Annotated in this window: 20 protein-coding genes and 3 pseudogenes; 16 read left to right on the plus strand and 7 right to left on the minus strand. The window is 66.9% G+C overall.

What is annotated here, in order from left to right; all coding sequences use genetic code 11:
- Positions 1–87 precede the first annotated feature (87 nt).
- The 4 genes from ACIP64_RS14525 to ACIP64_RS14540 all read right to left on the minus strand — a co-directional run bounded on the left by ACIP64_RS14525 (position 88) and on the right by ACIP64_RS14540 (position 2,623).
- Positions 88–522, minus strand: coding sequence for a DUF6416 domain-containing protein (locus ACIP64_RS14525; RefSeq protein ID WP_401585683.1), 435 nt, complete (start codon positions 520–522; stop codon positions 88–90).
- Between the two features lie 197 nt (positions 523–719).
- Positions 720–1,565, minus strand: coding sequence for a GNAT family N-acetyltransferase (locus ACIP64_RS14530; RefSeq protein ID WP_401585685.1), 846 nt, complete (start codon positions 1,563–1,565; stop codon positions 720–722).
- Between the two features lie 322 nt (positions 1,566–1,887).
- Positions 1,888–2,322 carry an HIT family protein gene (locus ACIP64_RS14535; protein WP_401585687.1) on the minus strand — a complete coding sequence of 145 codons (435 nt, stop codon included), beginning with the start codon at positions 2,320–2,322 and terminating at the stop codon, positions 1,888–1,890.
- Between the two features lie 85 nt (positions 2,323–2,407).
- Positions 2,408–2,623 (minus strand): tautomerase family protein, encoded by a 216-nt coding sequence (locus ACIP64_RS14540; RefSeq protein ID WP_401585689.1) that lies wholly within the window; start codon positions 2,621–2,623, stop codon positions 2,408–2,410.
- A 266-nt stretch (positions 2,624–2,889) separates the two neighbouring features.
- Between ACIP64_RS14540 and ACIP64_RS14545 the strand changes: the two genes are divergently transcribed.
- The 3 genes from ACIP64_RS14545 (at position 2,890) to ACIP64_RS14555 (ending at position 5,014) form a co-directional block, all read left to right on the plus strand.
- Positions 2,890–3,966 carry a class I SAM-dependent methyltransferase gene (locus ACIP64_RS14545; RefSeq protein ID WP_401585692.1) on the plus strand — a complete coding sequence of 359 codons (1,077 nt, stop codon included), beginning with the start codon at positions 2,890–2,892 and terminating at the stop codon, positions 3,964–3,966.
- A 96-nt stretch (positions 3,967–4,062) separates the two neighbouring features.
- A complete protein-coding gene (locus tag ACIP64_RS14550) occupies positions 4,063–4,314 on the plus strand; it encodes a hypothetical protein (protein WP_401585695.1) in 252 nt (83 codons plus the stop codon).
- Between the two features lie 184 nt (positions 4,315–4,498).
- Positions 4,499–5,014 (plus strand): DUF1877 family protein, encoded by a 516-nt coding sequence (locus ACIP64_RS14555; RefSeq protein ID WP_401585698.1) that lies wholly within the window; start codon positions 4,499–4,501, stop codon positions 5,012–5,014.
- Positions 5,015–5,132: 118 nt separating this feature from the next.
- Here the strand turns inward: ACIP64_RS14555 and ACIP64_RS14560 are convergent, their stop codons facing one another.
- Entirely contained in the window at positions 5,133–5,612 is a 480-nt protein-coding gene (locus tag ACIP64_RS14560) for an HIT family protein (protein WP_401585701.1), read from the minus strand.
- A gap of 253 nt (positions 5,613–5,865) precedes the next feature.
- Entirely contained in the window at positions 5,866–6,471 is a 606-nt protein-coding gene (locus ACIP64_RS14565) for a tyrosine-type recombinase/integrase (RefSeq protein ID WP_401585703.1), read from the minus strand.
- Here ACIP64_RS14565 and ACIP64_RS14570 point away from each other — a divergent pair.
- The 8 genes and pseudogenes from ACIP64_RS14570 (at position 6,389) to ACIP64_RS14605 (ending at position 12,715) form a co-directional block, all read left to right on the plus strand.
- Positions 6,389–7,108 (plus strand): polyprenyl synthetase family protein, encoded by a 720-nt coding sequence (locus tag ACIP64_RS14570; protein WP_401585705.1) that lies wholly within the window; start codon positions 6,389–6,391, stop codon positions 7,106–7,108. The two genes, ACIP64_RS14565 and ACIP64_RS14570, sit on opposite strands and share 83 nt — an antisense overlap.
- A pseudogene (locus tag ACIP64_RS14575) lies at positions 7,074–7,376 on the plus strand (TetR/AcrR family transcriptional regulator); the annotation flags it as partial. The gene ACIP64_RS14570 and the pseudogene ACIP64_RS14575, both read left to right, overlap by 35 nt.
- 121 nt (positions 7,377–7,497) lie before the next feature.
- Positions 7,498–7,635 (plus strand): hypothetical protein, encoded by a 138-nt coding sequence (locus ACIP64_RS14580; protein ID WP_401586533.1) that lies wholly within the window; start codon positions 7,498–7,500, stop codon positions 7,633–7,635.
- A 736-nt stretch (positions 7,636–8,371) separates the two neighbouring features.
- Positions 8,372–8,971, plus strand: a complete 600-nt coding sequence (locus tag ACIP64_RS14585) for a molybdopterin-dependent oxidoreductase (RefSeq protein WP_401585708.1) — start codon at positions 8,372–8,374, stop codon at positions 8,969–8,971.
- On the plus strand, positions 8,941–9,696 hold the full coding sequence (locus tag ACIP64_RS14590; RefSeq protein WP_401585710.1) for a ferredoxin reductase: 756 nt from the start codon (positions 8,941–8,943) through the stop codon (positions 9,694–9,696). The genes ACIP64_RS14585 and ACIP64_RS14590 overlap by 31 nt, the downstream gene beginning before the upstream one ends.
- 388 nt (positions 9,697–10,084) lie before the next feature.
- The gene (locus tag ACIP64_RS14595) at positions 10,085–11,428 is read left to right on the plus strand and encodes an FAD-binding oxidoreductase (protein WP_401585713.1); all 1,344 of its coding nucleotides are present in this window, start codon (positions 10,085–10,087) and stop codon (positions 11,426–11,428) included.
- Between the two features lie 573 nt (positions 11,429–12,001).
- Positions 12,002–12,466, plus strand: a complete 465-nt coding sequence (locus tag ACIP64_RS14600; RefSeq protein ID WP_401585716.1) for a DUF5709 domain-containing protein — start codon at positions 12,002–12,004, stop codon at positions 12,464–12,466.
- A gap of 60 nt (positions 12,467–12,526) precedes the next feature.
- The gene (locus ACIP64_RS14605) at positions 12,527–12,715 is read left to right on the plus strand and encodes a transposase (protein WP_401585718.1); all 189 of its coding nucleotides are present in this window, start codon (positions 12,527–12,529) and stop codon (positions 12,713–12,715) included.
- Between the two features lie 760 nt (positions 12,716–13,475).
- Here ACIP64_RS14605 and ACIP64_RS14610 read toward each other — a convergent pair.
- Positions 13,476–13,580: pseudogene (locus ACIP64_RS14610) on the minus strand (peptide-methionine (R)-S-oxide reductase); the annotation flags it as partial.
- A 987-nt stretch (positions 13,581–14,567) separates the two neighbouring features.
- Here ACIP64_RS14610 and ACIP64_RS14615 point away from each other — a divergent pair.
- The 5 genes and pseudogenes from ACIP64_RS14615 to ACIP64_RS14635 all read left to right on the plus strand — a co-directional run bounded on the left by ACIP64_RS14615 (position 14,568) and on the right by ACIP64_RS14635 (position 20,797).
- A complete protein-coding gene (locus tag ACIP64_RS14615; protein ID WP_401585721.1) occupies positions 14,568–15,551 on the plus strand; it encodes a zinc-binding alcohol dehydrogenase family protein in 984 nt (327 codons plus the stop codon).
- 144 nt (positions 15,552–15,695) lie between these two features.
- Entirely contained in the window at positions 15,696–15,917 is a 222-nt protein-coding gene (locus tag ACIP64_RS14620) for a hypothetical protein (RefSeq protein ID WP_401585723.1), read from the plus strand.
- 78 nt (positions 15,918–15,995) lie between these two features.
- Positions 15,996–16,253, plus strand: a complete 258-nt coding sequence (locus ACIP64_RS14625; protein WP_401585726.1) for an MmcQ/YjbR family DNA-binding protein — start codon at positions 15,996–15,998, stop codon at positions 16,251–16,253.
- Between the two features lie 199 nt (positions 16,254–16,452).
- Positions 16,453–17,914, plus strand: a pseudogene (locus ACIP64_RS14630) (dihydrolipoyl dehydrogenase family protein).
- A gap of 588 nt (positions 17,915–18,502) precedes the next feature.
- Positions 18,503–20,797 carry a SpoIIE family protein phosphatase gene (locus ACIP64_RS14635; RefSeq protein ID WP_401585728.1) on the plus strand — a complete coding sequence of 765 codons (2,295 nt, stop codon included), beginning with the start codon at positions 18,503–18,505 and terminating at the stop codon, positions 20,795–20,797.
- Positions 20,798–21,162 lie beyond the last annotated feature (365 nt).

A 21,162-nucleotide genomic window follows, 5' to 3' on the forward strand; every position in this document is an offset into this window, starting at 1 on the left:
GACGCACGTCGATCCGACGCATGCACCGAAGGAACAGCCGGTTCCCACTCGGTGTGCACCGCTCCAAAGCCGTCAGCAGCCGTACAATCAGGCGGAGTTGAACTGAGCGGCCAGGAACACCGCTGCCACCGAGGGGCGGACTGCGTACGTCGCACCGGCGCTGCCCTCAGGAGCCTCCCACCAGTAGAACGGGAGCCGCCGCTCACTGTTGGTGTGTCCCTTGCTCATCCCGGACAGCGCCCCTGCGACGCGCCGCGCCGGATCGCTCTCGTTCGGGCCGCCCAAGGCCTTGTCCACCAACTCCGTGCAGTGGATTCTCCTGCCAGGGTTGCACAGCAGGTGGTGGAACACCTGCCGCGCCTGCGGCGCGAGTTCGGCCAGGAACATCGCGGCGCGCTCCAAGTCCTCCGGGCCCCATTCAGGCGCTCCGTAGTGCCCCGCTTCCCCGGAGTGCCTGGTCCACAGTGGATCAGCCTCAGTCAGATACGCCGTCATGCCCGCCCCCAGCAGTTCGCCACTCATACGCACGGTGCGAGCAGTTCAGCCGAGGAAAAACCACAGGTCAAGAGGAGATCGAGACGCAGCCACAGGGCACCTCTCAAGCGCCTGTCCCACATTCCGCGGCCGGCGTCACTGGATGGCCGCCGCATCGGCAGCCGACAACGACCAGCCCCGAAGATCCACCTGCCCGGGCACGCGCTACCAGGGCGAACCGTGGCTCAAGCGAAGTCGAACGAGGCGAAGTCGGCGACCGGACGGTACCCGATGCGCTGGTAGAGCGCGTTGCTCGTCGGGTTCGCCAGGTCCGTGAACAGCACGACCTCCGCTGCTCCGGCGGCCAGCGCGGCTCGGCTCACTTCTGCCGTCACCGCGCCCGCGTACCCGCGACCGCGCAGCTCGGCCGGGGTGTAGACGGGCCCCACGCGGACCTGGCCCGCGACCATCGGCGTCACGCCCGCCATCGACACGGGGGTGCCGTCCGAGGTCTCCCAGAACGTGAAGCGCCGGTAACCGGCCGACGGGCCGGTGCCCCCGGCGGGGGCCTCTCCGGTCGCCACCGCGAAGTCGTCGTGCCACTGGGCCAGGCGCTCCTTGTCCTCGACGCCGGCGACGCGGCTGCGGCCCTCCGGGGCGGGCTCGGGCGAGGTGAACGTTCCGAGGCGGTACAGGCGTCGCCGCTGAACGAGTACCGGCACCGCCCCGGTGTGACGCCCCCAGGCATCAGCGAACGCGACCGCCGTGTCGTCGACCGCGGTGACGCCCGGCAGTCGGTGGCCGAGGTGGGACAGGCGGGCCGCGAGCACGTCGGCCTGGTCGACGGTGAGCTCGGTGAGGTTCAGCCGGCGGGGCGGCGTGCGGAAGAAAGCGGCGGCCACATCGCCCGCATGCTCCAGGCTGCCGAAGACGGGGGCCTGAGCACCGTTCGAGGCCGCTCCACGCGCGCGCAGGACCTCCGTCACCGTCAGCAGCAGCGTGTGCAGGGCGGGACGGGAGTGCAGGAAGTCCCCGGCCCCGGCAAGGAAGCCGTCGACGTCTTCGGTGAGCTGCCAGTCATCCACCCGCATACCCGGGACTCCTCACGGTCGGCGCACGACGGTGGCCCCGTCGCGACGGGGGAGAAACGACGGAGCCACCACGGCCAGTGTGCGGCGAAACTGCACAACACCGGGGGCAGTTCAGCCAAGTTCCTGCTCAGCGCGTCCTGTGCCGTCAACGTCCGCGACGTGCGGCTCGACGTACAGTGCGAAGGTCCTCTTCACGGGTTGGGCCCGACGCCGGAGTGCGCCACCCTGACTGGCGGCCAGAAAGACTTCTCGGCTCCCAGTGGATCAGCGTTGGGGGCGTACACATGGATGGAAACGTGGAGACATCTTGCCGGGTCAAAGTTCACGGCCCGGCTCCGGCGTCTCGAGCTTGTTCATGACCGAGCTCGAGCAAGGCGGCACGGAGCTTTGCCGCGGCCTCGTCCAAAGCTGATGCCTCTGCCTCCCTGATGTCACTGAAGTCGAAGTCGGGCATGCCCCAGACGGGAGCCACATGTATGTGCAGGTGAGGCACCTCGAAGCCCGCGATCACGAGCCCGGCCCGCGGAGCATTCCAGGCCCGCATCACCCCCTGCCCGACAGCCTGAGCCACCTCGAAGCAACGCGCCAGGAGGACCCCGTCAACATCCGTCCATCGGTCGACCTCACGGCGGGGCACAACAAGAGTGTGGCCGGGCCGCAACGGGGCGATGGTGAGGAATGCGGTGATCTCTGGATCTTGCCAGACGAAACGTCCAGGCAGCTCACCGGCGATGATACGGGAAAACAAAGTCGCCATACATGGTCCAAGCGTGGGTCTGAGGCGCTCATTCCTATGATCGTCGGGCCGGCCGGGTTGACCTCGATTCCTCTGAGGTCAATGCTCAACCTCCGGACATTTTCTGCACGTCCTCCTTTGTCACGGGGGTTCCGGCAATCCCCCAGGACCCGCTCTCCACCTCCTCGAACGTGACCACCACCACACTCCGAAGATGCTCTCCGCCTATTTCAACGAGCGCATCCGTCAGCTTGGATATGATCTCCCGCTTCTGCTGCTCGTCGTAAACGCCTTCAATTGCCTTCACTTGAATGAGCGACATGGAATCCTCCATAAGCCCTGGAACACCAGGCTAGGCGATGTCACGCGATGCGCAAATCGAGCGGCCCCAGCGTGAGGCGGGATGCCGACCAGGCCGGAACACGCAGGAACCACAGCTCCGTTCACCCTCCGAGGCGTCGGCGCGACTGCGTGTCGGCCGTGCCCGGATCACCTACTTCGACGTGCGGGAACAAACGCCCGTATCGAAGACCGCTGTTACTGTTTCCATGGTGTGGCAAATCACTGCACACGGAGAGGGTTGCGGTCATGACGCAAAGTTCTGAAGCCGTGGATCCGGAGCGGGTGATGGCGTTTCTGGGACGCGTCGTCGGAGATGGTGCGGCCGCCGTTGCCGGACTGTCGACCTCAATAGGAGGGCGGCTCGGACTGTACACGGCGATGGCGGGGGCAGGTCCGATGACCTCAGCGCAGCTGGCCGAGCGGACCGGTCTTGTCGAGCGATACGTGCGGGAGTGGCTGGACACCCAGGTGGCAGGCGAGTACGTACTCTTCGATGCCGAGGCGAACACCTATTCTCTGCCGGCCGAGCACGCGGCGGTTCTCGCCGACCCTGCTTCGCCTGCCTACGCCATGGGCCTGTTCGCGTTGCTGAAGGCCCTGTACGCCACAGAGGAAGCCCTGGTGGAGGCATTCCTCGGGAGACAGGATGTGGGGTGGCAGCACCACTCCGATGCGCTCTTCGAAGGCGTTGCGGCGTTCTTCCGCCCCACGTACGCAGCATCGCTGGTGGATGAATGGCTGCCGTCACTCGACGGCGTCGTGAACAAGCTGGAGCATGGGGCGTCGGTGGCGGACGTGGGCTGTGGTTACGGATACTCCACTCTCCTGATGGCCGAGGCCTACCCGAAATCCCGCTTCTACGGTTTCGATTTCCACGAACCGTCGATCAAAGCGGCACGTGAACTGGCAAAGGAGCACGGTCTGGCTGACCGCGTGACCTTCGAGGCTGCGACAGTCGGCGACTTCCCGGGTGATAAATACGACCTGATCACCTTTTTCGACTGCCTCCACGACATGGGAAATCCCGGCGAGGCGCTGCACCGTGCCGAGCAGGCCTTGGCGAAGGACGGGACCTGCATGATTGTGGAACCGAATACCTCGCATCGGCCCCAGGACAACATCAACCCGGTGGGCCGGGCGTTCGCGGGTCTGTCCACTGCCCTGTGCCTCCCGTCCGCGATGGCACAAAAGGGACCTCAAGCACTGGGCAACCACGCCGGCGAGGCGGCTATGCGGGATATCGCGAGCAGGGCCGGCCTCGACAGTTGGAGGCTGGCGACGGAGGGGCTCATCAGCCGGGTTTACGACGTAAAGCGCTCATGACCCGAATCGGGCAGGACTCGTCCTGCCGACGCTCGATGCGCGCACGGCCGGGATGCGGCTGCTCCACCTGTCAGACGGTCCCGGCACACTGGAGCCATGAAACTGCCTCGCATCCCCTGCCCGACATGCGGCAGGCCCATCGCGGCCCGCCCGGTGGCCGGCACCCTCGGCCGGGGCCGGCTGTCGCGTCACGACGAGCCCGGGATGCGGTCCGAGTACGGCGGGGCTCTGGTGTCGTGCTCCAGCTCCCGCTTGGTCGTGGACCTGCCGACCGGTGCGCACCAGCTGGAGCTCGGCGCCGACATGGCCGCCCCCGCCGCTGAGGAGCCGGCACTGCCTCTCTTCTGACCTGGGCGGACGGAAGACTCGCGGCTACCGGCCGCGCTCGAGGCCCCGCAGCATGAAGTCGTCGGACCTGGTGCCCGGGTGGCGGACGTACGCGGCGAAGACCCCGAGCCCGCCACGAGGTGCAGTCGCCCATGTGCCCAGGGGGCTTCCCTCACCCCGAGCGGCGTTCGCGATACTGCACCGCATGGCGTTGACGCAGCAGCTCGCACGAGTCACCCCCCGCTACCTGGAGCAATGCCGGCAGAACGCGGCAGCCTCTCCCGACAATGATCCTCAATGGGACCCGCCGCGGGACGACACCCTTGACCTGGACTGGGCGATCTGGGGTCTGATCAGCTTCTTCCGGTGGGCTCACGTCGACAAGGAGCACCTCGACGCGCTCGACCGAAGCATCTCCGGGGACAACAGCAGTGACGTGGCATGTCTCGACCATCCCGAGGTCTATGACGGATTCGATGCCCCACCCGCACTGCTCACGCACACGGAAGTTGCCCAAATCGCCGACACCCTCAACGCCATCGACCTGGACCAGGCTCTGAGCCTGCTTCCCTCGAACAGCGCGGAAGCGGCCCAAGCCTGCGGATTCGAGGGATTCAACGGACACCCTCACGACTACCTGGTCCAGCATTTCACCGCGCTGCGGAGCTTCTACAACACCGCCGCCCAACGAGGCCTCGCCATCGTCACCTGGGTCGACTGAACCCGATTTTCGGGCCGCCGCCTCCGCAGCCCCATTCGAGCGGACCGAGCCGCCCGCCTGACCGGGCGGCTGAGCGAGCGGCCTGCCATCCGTGCCGGGTGGGGGGCCGCTGTCGTGGTCAGGCCACCGAGCGCAGCCGGTCCAGTTCGCCGCTGATCGCATCCCGCAGTACGTCGTGCTGCGGACCGAGCCTGAACTGCTCGTCACTCCACCGCTCTCGCGGATAGAGCCACACCGGGGCGCCCGCTGCATCTGCCGGCTCCCACTCGAACCGCGGCCAGACATGCGCGTGCAGGAACGGGTCCGTGTTTCCCAGGATCTCCAGGTTGATCCGCCGGAAGGCCGGGTCCAACCGCCGACAGGCACGCTCGACCGCCTCGCCGAGCTGGTCCATGTCCGACAGGAACGACAGCCGCTTCGCCCTCGGCAAGTCCGAGAGCCGCTGCACCTCTGGCTCGTCCACCAGCAGAACCGAGTAGCCGGGCAGGAACTGCACATCTCCGATCACCGCGAACCCCGCCGTCAGTCGACGCAGCACAGTCGGGTTCCCACCCCTCAGCGCAGCCCCGATTCGGTCCATTCGCCAGTCACCGGTCATGGCGGGAATCTACGCGCCCGTCCTGGCGAGGAGCGGTCGTCACCGCTCGGAGGTGGCAAGCGGGACCTGGTCCACAACGTAGCGGCGCGGCCTGGTGCGGAGGGCATGCGGTGCGCCGCTTCTTGCAGGGGCGGCAGGATGAGCAGCAGCTCTTTCTCCGATGGTCCGGTCCACGTCCTGAAGCAGTGAGGTGTACGTCTCGAAGGCGAGTTGAATGGTCGAGTGTCGCAACGTCTCCTTGATGGCATGGAGGTCACCCCCCTCCCGCGTGAATGAGAGTGGCAGCACAGTGCCGCAAATCCCGCAAGTTGATCGGCGGCAGATCCGCACGTCGACAGATCCGTCGGAACTCGCGTGACACCCGCTCGGGGTGCAGCCAGGTTCCGTCCGGTTCGACGAACACCTTGTCTGTCACCGGCCAGTCCGTCACCTCCCGGTCGGCCGCTCGAGCCCGAGCGGCCTCTGCATTCCACACCTCGCGCTCGGCGAGTTGTCGCGCCCGATGCTCACGCAAGACGTCCACCGTCAAGGAGTCCAAGGCGATCGTCGCCGCGCTGCCGTCGGTCTTCGGCTCGTCCTCGAAGACTGACCGACTGTCGACGATGATCTCCTTGGCGATGGTGATGTGCCCGCCGTCAAGGTCGACGTTTCGCCAGTCCTGACCCAGACCCTCCCCTCGGCGCAGTCCCCGGAAAGCGATGAGGTGGAAGAACGCGTAAAGCCGGGACTCCTCGGCAGCATCGAGGAAGGCTCCGATCTGATCAGGGGTCCGCACCATGACGCCACTTGGCTTCTCACCGGTCTGGCGCCAGTGCGACGCACCCGCCGTCATCAAAGCCGCCGCAGTCGTCGAGTTCATCCACCTGGCATCACTCCACCACGACGACGTCATGGGCCAAACCCACGTCAGGCGTGGCGTCCCCACCGTCAACGCCCCATGGGGAAACCGGATCGCCGTACGTTCCGGCGACTTCCTCCTCGCGCGCGCCGCGCAACTGACCGCGCAGCTGGGTGCGGAGGTCATCCGCGCCCAACGATCGGCACTCAGCCGCCTCGTACAAGGACAAGCCCTCGAAGTCCAAGGGCCCCGCCCAGGAGAAGACCTCCTCACCCACTACCTGAAGGTGGTCGATGACAAAACCGGCTCCCTCATAGCCCTCGCAGGCCGCACGGGCGCCATGGCCGCAGGCGCCCAACCCGACATCGTCGAGGCGTTCGACACTTTCGGTGAAACCCTCGGTCGCGTCTTCCAACTTGCCGACGATCTCCTCGACATATCAGGCGACCCCGCCTCCTCCGGAAAGGAAGCCGGCACCGACCTGCGCCAAGGCGTCGACACGCTCCCCGTACTGCTCTGCGCGCAATGCCCCCCGATCCCCATGACCCCGCCGACGCGACTCCCGACTGACCAAGCGCGGCCGGGCGACGCGAGAGCGCATTGTGGGGCCCGCTGCCGACGTGATGTACGTCAAGGGCGTTGCGGCCACAACGCTTGACGACATCAGAACCGCCAGTGGAACCAGCAAGTCCCAGCTCTACCGGCATTACCCCGACAAGGACGCACTCGCGCGGGATGTGATCGCGCTGCAGGCTACGTCAGTACTCGAACGTCAGCACCAGCTGCTGCCGCGGCTCAATTCCCTGCGGGGGCTGGAGCACTGGCGGGACGCAGTGATCGAGAACACCAGCCTCCGCCACGGCGCCCACGGCTGCCCGCTCGGCTCCCTGGCGAGCGAATTGGCCGACCGGGACGAAGAGGCACGCGAGGCGCTCGCTGGACACTTCGGCGCCTGGGAGGGACTCCTCCACGCCGGCCTGGAGCGAATGAAAGAGGTCGGGAGTCCTCCGCGCCGACGCGGACGCCGGAGAGCTCGCCACCGGCCTCATGGCCGCACTCCAAGGTGGCTACCTCCTCGCGCAGACGACCCAGGACGCCAAGCCCATGCGGATCGCCCTGGACATGGCGATCAGCCATATCAAGTCCAGTGCCGTGCCGACCAAGGGCAGCGCCGGAGGACGCTGAGCAGTCCAGGGCGAGGCAGCACCGCCAAGGCCTGGTGCCAGCCCGCGGGCGGTTTCGTGGCGGTCTCAAGGTCGACCGAACGCACTGCCCTCCAGCCAGGCAGAGGCAGCTCGGGGCGAAAGGGCGTGAGGTCGCGATCGGGCGGCGCCCGGTCAGTACCCGGGTGATCACGTGGCCGGTGCGTTGTGTGGGGAACGGAGACGCCTTCGTCCGCAACCGGGGATCGCGGCCGCCAGTAAGGAAGCGTCCACCTGCAGAGACGCGTGATCCGCTACTCCAATAATGGACGATCTGGTCCCGAAAATCGGTCCGACGTGCTGTATCTTTGAGGAAGGCAGTCCCCCGCGGACGGTCAAGCAGCGAAGCCTCAAGGATCTCCAAGGCGGTAGGCAACATGGATGCAGGCGTCGAGCTCTCGTGCTCGGCCCGGTCCGGCTGCAGAAAGATGGAGTAGGGGCCGGAGCCGGTCAGCCGAGCCAGTGGGCCGTGCCTGCTGCGCTGTTGTTCACGCCGGCAAGCCTGTGAGCCTTTCGAGACTGGTGGAAGACGTATGGGGCGACGAGGCCCCGCCGTCGGCCGTGGGATCCGTGCGCCCCGCCCGGGGCGCATACCCCGGGCAGGTCGGTCGGAGGGCGTCGATCAGGCTGCATACGCACGAGGAGTAGTAGGGCGGGCCTGCGCTCACTTCCGATGGGGCCAGCAGGGCACCACTGGACGACTAGGGATGGCGAGGAACATGGCGTTGATCTCGCGTGGCTTCCATGGGCGAAGGCCGTCGCCCGGCACGAAGCTGCCGCCCGGGCAGTACGAGACGACTGGATTCCCGGTGCTGTCTGCCGGGCCGACGCCCCGCATCCGGCGGGACGACTGGAAACTGTCCGTGACCACGGAGGTCGACAAGGAGCACGTGTGGGACTGGGCAGGTCTGATGGCACTCCCGGCAGAGTCCCCGACCGTCGATCTGCACTGCGTGACGAAGTGGTCGAAGTTCGGCACCGAATGGCGGGGCGTGTCGCTGGACGTACTGCTCGCGGACGTGGAGACGGCCGCCGAGCACGTCCTCGTCACGTCGTACGGCGGCTACACCACGAACATCCCCCTCGCCGACCTGGTCGACGGCAGGGCCTGGATCGTCTACGGCTGCGGGGGCAAAGACCTGACCGCCGAACACGGCGGCCCTGCCCGGCTGTTGGTGCCGCACCTGTACCTGTGGAAGTCCGCGAAGTGGGTCCACGAGATGCAGCTGCGGCGAAGCGACCTGCCCGGCTTCTGGGAGAGGGCCGGCTATCACAACTACGGAGACCCATGGCGAGAGCAGCGGTACCAGGGAGACTAGGCGACCGGCTCCGGTGGCGGATCGCCGAGGTGACAAGTCGACGCGTGGAGTCGGCGACGGCCGTCACTCTGACATTGGACGTGCCGGGCTGGCCCGGGCACCTGGCCGGCCAGCATGTGGACGTCAGACTGACGGCGGAGGACGGCTACAGCACTCAGCGAAGCTACTCGATCGCCTCTGCCCCCAACGGCCTGACCCTCGATCTGACGGTCCAACGCACACCCGGCGGTGAGGTGTCGCCCTACCTCGTGGACGAGCTCGTGCCCGGGGATCGACTCGAACTGCGCGGGCCTGTCGGCGGCTGGTTCATCTGGAGGCTGCAGCAGACGGAACCAGTTCTGCTGGTGGCGGGCGGATCAGGACTCGTGCCTCTCATGTGCATGGTCCGCGCACGGGAGGCCGCCGCCAGCCGGACCCCCTTCCGGTTGCTCTACGCAGTGCGGACTCCGTCCGACCTGCTGTACCGCTCGGAGCTGAACCAAGGGGCGCCGGGGTTGGACACGACGTACCTATACAGCAGAGAGGCCCCGAACGACTCACCACGCCCGCCGGGACGCATCACCCCCGAGGACTTGGCCCGCGGCGGCTGGCCCCCGGACTTCGAACCGACCTGCTACGTGTGCGGGCCCGCCGGGTTCGTCGAGAAGACGGCCGCCTACCTGGTGCTCCTGGGACACGCACCTGAGCGCATACGTACCGAACGCTTCGGCGACAGTGCAGGTTGAGATAGCACTCAGAGGCCAGCACCCAGAACGACACCCACGCCAAGGGTAGGACCTCGGAGCGACGTTTTCGCCGTTGATGTGACCGCCGCGACGAACGCTGGCCAGGTGCCCCGTCCCGGGATTGCAGGACGCCTTGATGTCGATCGGCCTGCCTCATGGCACCCCAGGGAGATTCTTAGATCAGATTACAGATATCACAAATGGGCCCATTGCCTGCCGATCGGGTACACGGCCCTACCAGCACCACTGCGGCACCTACTTGCATACGCGGGATCACTCACGGGCGACCGCCCACCCATCCCGCGGCATATTTCACGAGGAACTCATGACTTTTGACGATCCGTTCATACCCGTGTCGGCTGCGGAGGCTGCCGAACTTGCATCGCTGGTGAGTGGCCCGGTTCTGCTGCCCGGCGACGAGGGTTACGACACCGAATGTCAGATATACAACCTAAACCTCTCCCTTGAACCGGCGCTCGCGGTCGGTGCGGCCGACGCGGCCGATGTGCAGGCGGCGATCTCTTTCGCGGCCTGTCAGGGCCGGCCCGTAACGGTGAAGACCACGGGGCACCAGCAGGTCGATCCCGCCCGGGGCGGGGTTCTGATCTCCACCCGGCGTATGAAGGGCATCTGCGTCGATGCCGACAGGCGAAGCGCACGGGTCGAAGCCGGGGTGATCTGGCAGGAGGTCATCGACCGGGCGGCCGCCGTCGGCCTCGCCCCGGTGAGTGGGTCGGCTCCGCTGGTGGGCGTGGCGGGCTACACCCTGGGAGGCGGACTCAGTCCGGTCTTTGGCCGGAGCCTGGGATACGCGGCCGACCATGTCCGCTCGCTGGAGGTGGTGACCGCCGACGCGGAGTTGCGACACGTCACGGCCGAGAGCGACCCCGAGCTCTGGTGGGCCCTGCTCGGAGGCAAGGGCAATTTCGGCGTGGTCACCGCGCTGGAGTTCGACCTGTTCCCGCTGACCCGTTTCTACGGCGGCGGCATTTACTTCCCCGGCGAACACCTCGCCGATGTGCTGCACGCCTGGCGCAGCTGGCAGTCGGACATGCCGGAGGAGATGTCCTCCTCGCTGGCCGTGCAACGGCTGCCCCCGCTGCCCGAGTTGCCCGAGCCGCTGCGGGGGGCGTTCGTGGTGCACGTGCGGTTCGCCTTCCTCGGTCCGATGGCCGAGGGCGAGCGGTTGATCACCCCGCTGCGCGCGGCCGCCCCGGCGCTCGTCGACGCCGTTGGTGAGATGCCCTACACCGCCATGGGCGCCATCCACATGGACCCTCCGGCGCCGATGCCCTACTACGACCGCACCACGATGCTGCGCGCGTTTCCCGCTGAGGCGGCCGACAAGCTGATCGAACTGCTCGGTCCCGGGTCGGACTCCCCGCTGGTGAGCGTCGAGATCCGGATGCTGGGCGGTGCGCTCGACCGTGAGCCCGCGGTGCCCAACGCGGTCTCCAGTCGAGGGCTTCCCTTCGTCCTCTTCGGCTTCGGCGTGGGCTCCCCGGAGCAGGCCGGGTTCCTCGGCGGCGCACTCGAGGAGATCATGAAGGCGATGGAGCCCTGGGCGGACGGTCGCAGGGTGGTCAACTTTCTCTCCGTCGAGGAGGCCACCGACCCCGAGCGGTTGAGCCAGGTCTACGGCGCCGAACGGTACCGGCGTCTGACCGCCGCGAAGAAGGCATACGACCCGACCAACATGTTCCGGGTCAACCACAACATCGTGCCCGGCTGACGGGGACGGGACCCCGGGGGTCGGGCCAACACGTCCAGCCCCCGTGGGGCCCGGCGCGCCGGGCCCCACGTCAAAGCCGTCGCACCGGCCACCTCGCCCCGGGGACACCGCTGCTTCCTCCCACCAACTCGCCACCGACCTCGACTGTGGTCGCAACACCGCAGTCGACACCGATGCCGTCCTCGTCGCCGAGAGACCTACCGGCCGCAGAGACTCGGGCACCGTGCCGGACAGGAAGATCACTCGGCAGATCTTCGCGCGCTTGGCCGCCGATCGATCCGCCGGCCTGTGCCACGACCTGATCCGTGGCAGCCCCGACATCGCCGCCTTTCCTCTTGCAGTGTGACTGAAGGCCACACGTGGCGCTCTGGCTCGCGGCTCCCGAGGACGCGCCCCGTCGGTCGGCCGAGCAGGGGTCGGCATCAGAAGGGCGGCCGACTCATCACCCGGGTGACCACGCCGGATAGACGCCGCGTCGATACCGGGCCGCTTGGATTGCCCTACTTCCGCTGCGCCGTCACCGAGGCGCAAGCACCGAGCCCGTCACCGGGCTCCGACGACATGGAGGCCATAATGGCGTCACCAGACAACCCCCCACCCTACGAAGACCTCACGGACTCCAACCCGTTGCGCTCCCAGGAGGAGTACGACGAGGACGAGCTGGGCGAGGACGTCTTCGACAGGGGCTTTTCACCCGCCGAGACACCCCTCGCTGTCAACGACTGGGGCGTCACCGCGCGGGAGGCCGCCTCCCACGAGGACCTGGAGCATCGACTGAGGCGCGAGGTGCCGGAAGTCAGCGCATCGGACGAAGGCGACGGGCTGGGCGACACAATCGGCACGGATGGAGAGCTCATCGACGACCAGGTCGGCGACGAGCGTGCGGGGCGCCTCCTCGGTTGGGACACGGACGTTCTCGCTGCGGGATACGACGGCGACGACTACTGGGCGCGGGATGTGGGCATCGACGACGGCGCCGCCTCCGCCGAGGAGGCAGCCGTCCACGTGGTACCAGACGCCCGAGGGGCTCTGGAGTGACCGCCAGTCCAGTTGGAGCGCGTCGTCGAACGATCACGTCTCGTAGATCAGGGTTGAGCCATGTGTCGCCATAAACTGTCCGATGCCGAGCCGGAGTTCGTGCGGCCGCTGCTGCTCGATGATGCGTCGCGGCGGAAGCGGCTGGACGACGGGATGGTCTGGAACGGGATCGTGTGGAAGTTCCGCATCGGGCCCGGCTGGCGGGAAGCACCCGGGCGATACGGGGCCTGGACCACCTTGCACACGTAGTTCCGCCGCTGGGCGGCCGACGGCACCTTCGATCGGATGCTCAGGGCCCTCCAAGCGTCGGCGGACGTTGCCGGTGCCGTCGATTGGATGGCGGCGGCCGAGCCCACCATCGTGCGAGCTCGCCAGCAGGACACCCTGCTCCGGACTCACAAGGCGCCGGCGGTAGCGCACCGGCAGCAGGACTCGCCATGAGTAGAGAGCAACTCGACCCGGAATCCGCCACATTGGTGCAAGCGCTCGAGGCCGGTAGCGAGCCGCAGTACGAACAGGCCTGCGCACGGCTCCACGAACTGCTGGTGGGCATCGCCATGAACGAAATGTTCCGCCGGGGGCCCCGATACCGAATTGGCGGGCCCGAGCTGAACGATCTCGCCTACCAGGCGGCAGCCGACGCACTGATGAGAATTACGAAAAAGATTCAGCAATTTCGAGGCGACGCCAAGTTCGCCACATGGGCATTCCGATTCGTTGTGCTCGAAGTTTCCAACGTCTTGGACCGCCACTTCCGGCGTGTTTCAAACACCCAACTCGACATTGATGAATTGGCGCAAGTGCCGGACCGTTCCGGTATCGACCCAGCAGGTCACTCGCAGGCGAGAGAGCTGGTCGAAGCCACGCGCAATGCAGTCGAGACAGCACTGACCCCCCGCCAGCGGCGGGTCTTCACCGCCGTCACCAACGGGGTCCCCTTGGAAACGCTGGCCAGCGAGCTGAAGACGAACCGCGACACGCTGTACAAGACGATATTCGACGCCCGTAGGCTGGGCCGGCCAGTACTGCTGTCGTACTTGTCGACTGAGGCGAAGAGCGGCTCCCCGGACACGACGTCCACATAGATACCGGGTGCCTTGTTGTCCCAGTAGGCGTTGGAGAACGAGGGCTGGTCCAGCCCAAGCGGTGGGCCGTCGAGCGAACGTTCGCCTGGCTCGCCGCCCACCGACGCCAGGCACGCGACTACGACCACGTCCCGCGCACGCCGAAACCATGATCTGCTGGGCCATGATCAGCGTGATAGCCCGCCGATTCACCGGGACAGGACCCGCCACCCGCCGACCGGGACGGCCACGCAGTCCGGGTGGTGCACGGCGACGACGGGGTCGAGTGAGATCCGCTGTCGCCTGGACGTCGAGCCCGTCGTCGCGTGCGTGGAGCAGGGGGACGTGGCCGGCGCTGGTGCCGATGACCCGATTGTCGCGCGGATCGACGTACAGCATGGTGCGTCCATCGTGGTGAGCAACTCGTTGGTGCGCGTCAACACGGTTGCCGGCGCGGGCTCGTGGCCATGGCGGCGTTGAAACAGCGGACGATACGGTTCAGTGTCTAAAGGCCGGCGGGGTGTCCCGCTGCAGGAGTTCGTCCGAGGCGTGCATCTGCCGCTCCCTGACCGCGGTCGAGCGTTAAGACCCCTATAGACCTATCAACCCTATCTGCCACAGAGCGGGTCGCGCGCCGACCTGTGCGGGATCCGGAGGGGTGCCCCCCTTTTCGGGCACGGCGGGGAGCTACCAGCCAGGCCCAGACTGGACCTTTTGGTCCTCTTGATCTAGGCTGCGACGCGCCGCGCTTCCGCGAGTTCCTCGCCTAGGACTTCGTCGTTCAGACTCCGGGCATCACACGCAACCGCGCATCGTTCCTCGAATGCATCGCCGAGCCCCGGCCGTTGGGCGCTGGAAGGCTTCACCGAGATCCAAGTCATCCACCAGACCCGCTGAAGGGAGGGAGACCGCTGCACGAGCGTGCCCCGACACGGCTCGGAGTCAGCCCCGGACGTTGCGTCCACACCCACCGGTCCGGCATTCATTCCCGCCGGTACGGCGGCAGCCACCCCACTACGAGAAGAGGCCCCCGGGCGATGTTGACAGCTGAAGCATGGCAGGCGCGGTCATTGGGCGCGCCCGACCAGGTATTGGAACTCATCGAGCGCACCTACGGCGCCCCGGAGGAGGGGCGTCTCCTGGTCAAAGTACATGCAGCCGGCCTGGGCCTGCCCGACCTGCTGATGCTGGAGGGCGCCTACCCCGGCATGGATGCCCTGCCGGCCCCGGGACAAGAAGCGGTCGGCGTGGTCGTCGAAGCACCACGCGGCTCCGCCTTCACCGCAGGAGATCGGGTCATGGGCCTCACGCCCTTCACCGAGGGCATCGGGGGATGCGCGCAGTACACGTACGTACGTGAGAACAAGACGCGACGAGTGCCGCGGGTGTTCAGTGACGAGCAGGCAGCGGGATTCATGCTCGCCTTCCGTAGCGCCTTTGCCGTGTTGGTCCAGCGGGTGCCCGTGACCGAGGGACAGACAGTACTGATCAACGGGGCCTCCGGTAGCTCCGGCACCGCGCTTGTCCAGCTCGGCAAGGCCCTCGGCGCCACCGTTATTGCGGTGGCCCGGACCCAGGAGCAGCGAGACTTCTGCGCCCAGATCGGTGCCGACCACACCATTGATCCTTTTGCCACTGATGTGGCCGAGGCTGCACGTGAACTCACCGGCGGCCGCGGTGTCGACGTGTTCTGTGACAGCGTGGGCGCGGAACCAGGCACCCAGGCTCTCAAAGCAGTCGCACGCGGTGGAAGGGTAGCCCTCCTCGGCTATGCCGCGGGATCTTGGCTGACTGTCGACCCGATGGACCTGGTGATGCGAAACTACTCGGTCTCCGGCGTGTACGCGGGAGGGTTCGACGCGCGGGAAGACGCCGAGGCATACGACACTCTCTGCGACCTTGCCGAACACGGTCTCATCACCACACCGCTTGGCAGCGTGCACGATTTCCGTGCCGTCCCCCAGGCTGTTGCGAGCCTGCGTAGTACCCGGATCGGCAAAACCGTCGTCCGCGTCGCCTGACGGCACGACCGACATCATGACGAGTTCGCATCACGACCTTGGCGCCGGCATACGCAAGGGAGCTGCGGACCGTAGCGTTTCCACGGCTCGGCGGGTGACCTTCGTGCTGGCCTTCGCGGGCCTATCAGGGCCGGAGGAGCGCTGGTGTCCGTCGTCGGCGCGGTCGAGGCACGGCCCGCCGACGGCCTGGCCATGGACTTCGTCGTCGAGGCCGACCGCCTCGGACTCGGTGGGATCGTGCAGCGGGTGCAAAACGGACGGCTGCGGACCAACATTGGTGACATCGCGAGCCTCGACGATGCCATCGGCACCCTGAACCCGACCGCGCGACGCCTCGGGAAGACCGTCATCCGCATCCTCCTGTAGGCAGTGGGCGTCCCCCTCCGATCCGCGCCACGGCCATCGGCCGTCGACCGGCGCAAGGACCCCGAACCGACAGACGCCGTGCACGCGAACCCGGCAGAGGAGTTGATCACCTTGGACGGTCAGCAACTGCAGAAGATCGCGCGCGATGTCACCGCGGAACTGCCCGGCACCGACCAGGAGCATCGCTTGGACCCCGACTGGGAGCTCCACAAGGTGGGCGGCAAGGTCTTCATGCTCATGACCGACATGCCGGGACGTCCCGTCCTGATCCTGAAAGCCGATCCGGACGACGCCACAGCCCTGCGTGCCGCCGGCGACTATCCGCCCCTGGGGTGACTCCCTCGTGATGCCGCCGGGATCCCGGGGGCGAAAGTGACGTGTGTCCGAGGAGCGTCGGGTACCCCAACGCCACCGAATGGCCGCTCTTCACCCATGACGGCCAGGCCGAACCGACCGCCCGGCCAGGCCGGACTCGCCGCGCGGTATCACCACCGCCTCGCCCGTCGTCAGACCTTCCCAGGAATGAGAGGCAGACATGAGCGAACCGCGCGGTACCCAAGGAGTCGCGCGTTACGACGTGGTCGTGCTGGGCGCAGGGCCGACCGGTGTGAACGTCGCTGACCGCGCCAGTGCGGCCGGTCTCTCCGTAGCGGTGGTGGAGCGGGAACTGGGTCGGCGGCGACTGCGCGTACTGGGCGTGCGTGTCCAGTAAGGCGCTGCTGCGGCCGGTCATCGCGATCGCTGACGCCCGGCGTGTGGACGGTGCCCGAGAGGCCGTCACCGGTCGCGTCGACGCCGGTGGCGTCTTCGCCCGTCGCAATCGCTCGGTCTCCGACTGGGACGACACCAGACAGGCGTCGTTCCTCGAGTCCATTGGAGCCGACCTCTTCCGTGGCCACGGCCGTCTCGACGGGTCCCGTCGAGTCAGCGTCACCCGCGACGACGGCTCCCGGCTGACACTCGCGGCCCGGCACGCGGTGGCCATCGCCACGGGCAGTCGGCCGGCGATGCCCGACATCCTCGGCATCGCCGAGGCCCGTCCCTGGACGAACCGCAGGGCACCCAATCGAGCAACGTGCCTACTCGCCTCGCCATCATCGGCGGCGGCGGCGGAGTCGGTATCGAGATGGCTACCCTCTGGCAGGGCCTCGGCTCTCAGGTCACGCTGCTCGCCCGGCACCGCTTGATCCCGCGCATGGAACCCTTCGCCGGCGAACTGGTCGCTCAGGGCTTGAGAGACGCGGGCGCGGATGTCCGGACCGGCGTCCAGGTGACCGCCCTGCGCCGCCCCGACCCGGAAGGGCCGGTCACCCTCACCCTGGACAGCGGCGGCGAGCTGGAGGCCGACGAGGTGCTGTGCGCCACCGGACGTACGCCCGCCACCGACGACATCGGTTTGGACACGGTCGGCCTCATCCCCGGGTCCTGGCTCGATGTGGACACCACCTGCCTGGTCGAGGGCGAATGGCTGTACGCCCTTGGTGACGTCAACCATCGTGCCCTGCTCACTCATCAGGGCAAATACCAAGCCCGGACCGCCGGCGACGCCATCGGTGCCCGCGCCACCGGTTGCCCGCTGGACGACACGCCCTGGGGCGATCACGCCACCACCGCCGACGAGCAGGCTGTACCCCAGGTGTTCTTCAGCGACCCCGAGGCGGCCGCAGTGGGCCTGAGCGCCGAGCAGGCGGAGTGCTCCGACTGCCGCATCAGGGACTGTCGACCTCGGCTTCAGCATCGCCCAGGGCGCCAGGCTCTACGCCGACGGTTACCAGGGGCACGCCAGGCCGGTTGTCGACGTCGACCGCGAAGTCCTCCTCGGAGCGACCTTTGTCGGCCCAGGCGTCAGTGAGCTCCTGCACTCGACAACCATTGCGGTTGCAGGTGAGATCCCGCTCAAACGACTCCGACACGCGACCGCCGCCTTTCCCACCATCGGCGAGATCTGGCTCTTTCTTCTCGCCGCCTATCAACGCGATCAGGAGACCGACGGATGACCGCGGGGTTGTCCGCGCCCATGCGCCGCACCTAGCAGTGAGGACGCCCTCATTCACCCCACCGCACCGTCCTGCTCGTTGACGCCCGCGGCCGAGATCGTCAACCTCACGCTGGCCTGCAGTAGCGAAAGCCTGCAGATCACTACCAGGCTCTCGCTGAAGTGAGCCGGACTGTGACTGTCCTGTTACTCATCGATGTCATTGCCGGTGTAGCAATCGGGGCCAATCGGCCCATGGCCGGGGTGTTAAAGCGGGTCGCGGAGGGAAAATGCAACTGTGCGCGACGCCGCGGCTGGCCTTGCCCAAGGTCCGGTCGGCTGCACTCTAACGTCAGAATGCGTCGGCTCGTACCGGGCGAGGTCGAACTTATCGATGCCTCCAACCTTCACGGCTGGCCGGTAAGGAATACGACGCCCGCGGACCGTGCCGGTCGCGGACGGACACTACAGCGCGGCATCGAACCAGAGCCCTCTGTAGCGGCAATGATCGATAGCGGCGGCTTTAGCGGTCAGAGCCGAGAGGTGAAGCCATCCGCTGGTGCGGCTGCGGCGTTTGTGATGCGGAAAGGTATAGGCCGGAGGTGCTCACATGCCCAGCGGTGAGGTGCTCGCCCTCGTCGATGAGGCGGGCCGGGTGATTGCGTGGGAACGTGCAGCTGAGGAGCTGTTTGGACTCTCTGCCGCTGAAACCATCGGACGGTCCGTGACTGCTCTCTTGCACGAGATCTCCACTGACGCAAGAGGGCGGGACGGAGAGGGAGCGAAGGCGGCCGCGGTCGTAGTGAAGCCTGTTGTGCAGGCTACTGCTGTCGTGTGGCGAGTTCTCGCGATTGAGCCGTCGGCAACCCGGGATACGGCGATCTTGGCGGCCGTGTTCGATCATTTGCCGGTGACGCTGTATGTTCTCGACGAGCAGTTGCGCATCGTCCGGACCAGCGCAGTCCCCGAGGCGTCAAGCGACACGTCCGCGGAAAGCTTGCTGGGCGGCTCTTTCCCCGAATCCTGGGCATTCAGGAACGTCGAGGAGGAAACCGCTGTTGCGCGATCGGTCCTCGAAAGCGGGGACGCGGCGGTGAACCGGCTCGTCCGCCGGAAGCGCCCATCAGGCCGGCCTGATTACGGCATCTACGCAGTTTCGTACTTCCGCCTGGAAGACTCGAACGCAAACGTACAGGGGCTCGTTGCCTGCACGCTTGACGTGACTGAGCGCGAGAGAGCCAAGGAACACCGAGCGCTTCTGGAGCAGATTCGCGCGAATGTAGGGCATCGTCTGAGTGTCATGGACGACTGCTGGGAGTTGGTCGAGGCCCTGGTACCCGCCTTCGCCGGGACTGCAGTTGTTGAGGTGGTCGAAGAGGTTGTTCGCGGACAGAGCCCCCCGCGGACGCCTGTCAAGAGGGTCGTTTCGCTGCGCGAAGCGGCCATTCGGGGCCGAATTCCGGCAAGTGGAACAGTTCACTCGCTAGATGCCGGCACTCCCACTGCGCGCATCCTGTCTGTCCCTCGGGCCCACCTGATGTCTGTCGAGGAAGCATGTGCGTGGAGGGAGCCGGAGCATGCTGATGAGGTCCGGCGATCTGATGCTCACTCTCTGATCGTGGCCCCATTGACGGTACGCGGTGAACTGCTTGGGGTGGTCAGCTTCTTCCGCCACGAGGGGGAAGCACCCTTTGATGGAGGCGACCTCGACACGGCGTCCGCGATCGCCGCACATGCCGCACTGTGTATCGACAACGCTCGCAGGTATATGCACGAATGGATCATCGCTTCTACCATTCAGAGCAGGATTCTCCCACCACAGCCCGATACACAGGCCACTCTGGAGGTCCGTCATCTGTGCGTCCCTGGCGAAGAAGGTGGCGGCACATGGTCTGACGCAATCGCGCTCCCCGGAGCGCGCACGGCACTGATTGTCGGGGACGTAGTTGGCAAAGGGATCCCCGCGGCCATCACCATGGGGCTTTTACGAACAGCCATCCATACGCTTGCCTCTTTTGACCTGGAGCCCGACGAGCTGCTCGCCCGGTTGAGCGAGACAACGGCGCGTCTCGTCAATGCGCGCGCCGCATTGCCGCCTGTGGATCCGCTGCATCGCGAACCTCTCACCGCCAGCTGCGCCATCTCCGTCTATAACCCTGTAGACCGCATCTGCACCACCGCGTGCGCTGGACTTCCTGAATCTTTCGCGATCTTTCCCGACGGCACCTCAACCAGGCTCCTATCGCAGTCCGGACCTCAGCTTGCAGCATGCGACACTGCACCATTTCCCGCTGCGACGTTCACATTGCCTGTGGGAAGCACGATCGTGATGAGTACGACCGCCGAAGCGTCGGCCGGATTTCTGCGCCCGCTGCTGGAAGCGGGCGGTGCTTGGTCACTCATGGCTTTGTCGGACGCTCTCGTTCAAGAGCTGGGAGATGGCCCACTTCCAGCAGAGACCGCGATGCTGATTGCCCGCACCAAGGCACTGCCCGCGGACCAGGCGCTCACGCTTATTCTGCCGGACGGTCCTGAGGCGGCGTCGATCGCTCGCAGGGCGGCTCGTCGTCAGCTGGAAGTATGGGGCTGCGACGCGGAAATCATCTACACCGGCGAACTCATCGTCAGCGAATTCGTTGGCAACGCCATCCGCTACGGAAGCCCCCCGCTGAGACTCCGCGTGATCCTGGACCAGACCCTTACTTATGAGGTCCGCGACGGTGCGCGAACTTCTCCCTACGTCAAGCATGCCCGTGCTGTCGATGAAACCGGGCGGGGCCTCTTCATCGTCGCGAGTCTCGCCGATCGATGGGGCACCCGCTACCACTCTGACGGAAAGTCTGTCTGGGCAGAGGTGTCGGTCAGCACTGCCAGCGGGGCGCACTCCCGGGCCGGCACCAGTTGAGCGCAGTCAGCTACGGCCCGATACGCCCACGAGGAGAGGTTACGACACACGGAAGCGTTCGGATGTCGCTCCCGCGCCGCGTCGGTTCCCGAGGAATCGAGCCTGGATCGATGTGCCTGCGCCCGTGCGCGCGGAGGGCGATGCACCGGTGCGGGAGAGGGAGGGCCCGGCCACCCGGCGCCTGACCCGGCCCGCGGTCGGGAGGATGGACCTGTGGACCTGTGGACCTGGCACACCCGGCGGGTCCGGCTAGGCGTGGATTCGGAGGGCACGGTGGCCGCTCTCGCAAGTCCCGCCCTGGAGCATGTCCTGGCCGCGCGCGCCCGCGGCCTCCTTCCCGAGGACCTGCCCGTCTTCATCACCCT

The sequence above is a fragment of the Streptomyces sp. NPDC088733 genome (assembly GCF_044751185.1).
Taxonomy (GTDB): domain Bacteria; phylum Actinomycetota; class Actinomycetes; order Streptomycetales; family Streptomycetaceae; genus Actinacidiphila.

Bases quoted from the DNA above. Each gene is read 5' to 3' on its own strand.
- ACIP64_RS14605 (WP_401585718.1), top strand. From the start codon at position 12,527: ATGTGTCGCCATAAACTGTCCGATGCCGAGCCGGAGTTCGTGCGGCCG.
- ACIP64_RS14635 (WP_401585728.1), top strand. From the start codon at position 18,503: ATGCCCAGCGGTGAGGTGCTCGCCCTCGTCGATGAGGCGGGCCGGGTG.
- ACIP64_RS14530 (WP_401585685.1), bottom strand. From the start codon at position 1,565: ATGCGGGTGGATGACTGGCAGCTCACCGAAGACGTCGACGGCTTCCTT.
- ACIP64_RS14555 (WP_401585698.1), top strand. From the start codon at position 4,499: ATGGCGTTGACGCAGCAGCTCGCACGAGTCACCCCCCGCTACCTGGAG.
- ACIP64_RS14615 (WP_401585721.1), top strand. From the start codon at position 14,568: ATGTTGACAGCTGAAGCATGGCAGGCGCGGTCATTGGGCGCGCCCGAC.
- ACIP64_RS14550 (WP_401585695.1), top strand. From the start codon at position 4,063: ATGAAACTGCCTCGCATCCCCTGCCCGACATGCGGCAGGCCCATCGCG.
- ACIP64_RS14525 (WP_401585683.1), bottom strand. From the start codon at position 522: ATGAGTGGCGAACTGCTGGGGGCGGGCATGACGGCGTATCTGACTGAG.
- ACIP64_RS14535 (WP_401585687.1), bottom strand. From the start codon at position 2,322: ATGGCGACTTTGTTTTCCCGTATCATCGCCGGTGAGCTGCCTGGACGT.
- ACIP64_RS14560 (WP_401585701.1), bottom strand. From the start codon at position 5,612: ATGACCGGTGACTGGCGAATGGACCGAATCGGGGCTGCGCTGAGGGGT.
- ACIP64_RS14580 (WP_401586533.1), top strand. From the start codon at position 7,498: ATGGCCGCACTCCAAGGTGGCTACCTCCTCGCGCAGACGACCCAGGAC.
- ACIP64_RS14545 (WP_401585692.1), top strand. From the start codon at position 2,890: ATGACGCAAAGTTCTGAAGCCGTGGATCCGGAGCGGGTGATGGCGTTT.
- ACIP64_RS14565 (WP_401585703.1), bottom strand. From the start codon at position 6,471: ATGAACTCGACGACTGCGGCGGCTTTGATGACGGCGGGTGCGTCGCAC.
- ACIP64_RS14600 (WP_401585716.1), top strand. From the start codon at position 12,002: ATGGCGTCACCAGACAACCCCCCACCCTACGAAGACCTCACGGACTCC.
- ACIP64_RS14570 (WP_401585705.1), top strand. From the start codon at position 6,389: ATGACGCCACTTGGCTTCTCACCGGTCTGGCGCCAGTGCGACGCACCC.
- ACIP64_RS14590 (WP_401585710.1), top strand. From the start codon at position 8,941: ATGGCGAGAGCAGCGGTACCAGGGAGACTAGGCGACCGGCTCCGGTGG.
- ACIP64_RS14540 (WP_401585689.1), bottom strand. From the start codon at position 2,623: ATGTCGCTCATTCAAGTGAAGGCAATTGAAGGCGTTTACGACGAGCAG.
- ACIP64_RS14585 (WP_401585708.1), top strand. From the start codon at position 8,372: ATGGCGTTGATCTCGCGTGGCTTCCATGGGCGAAGGCCGTCGCCCGGC.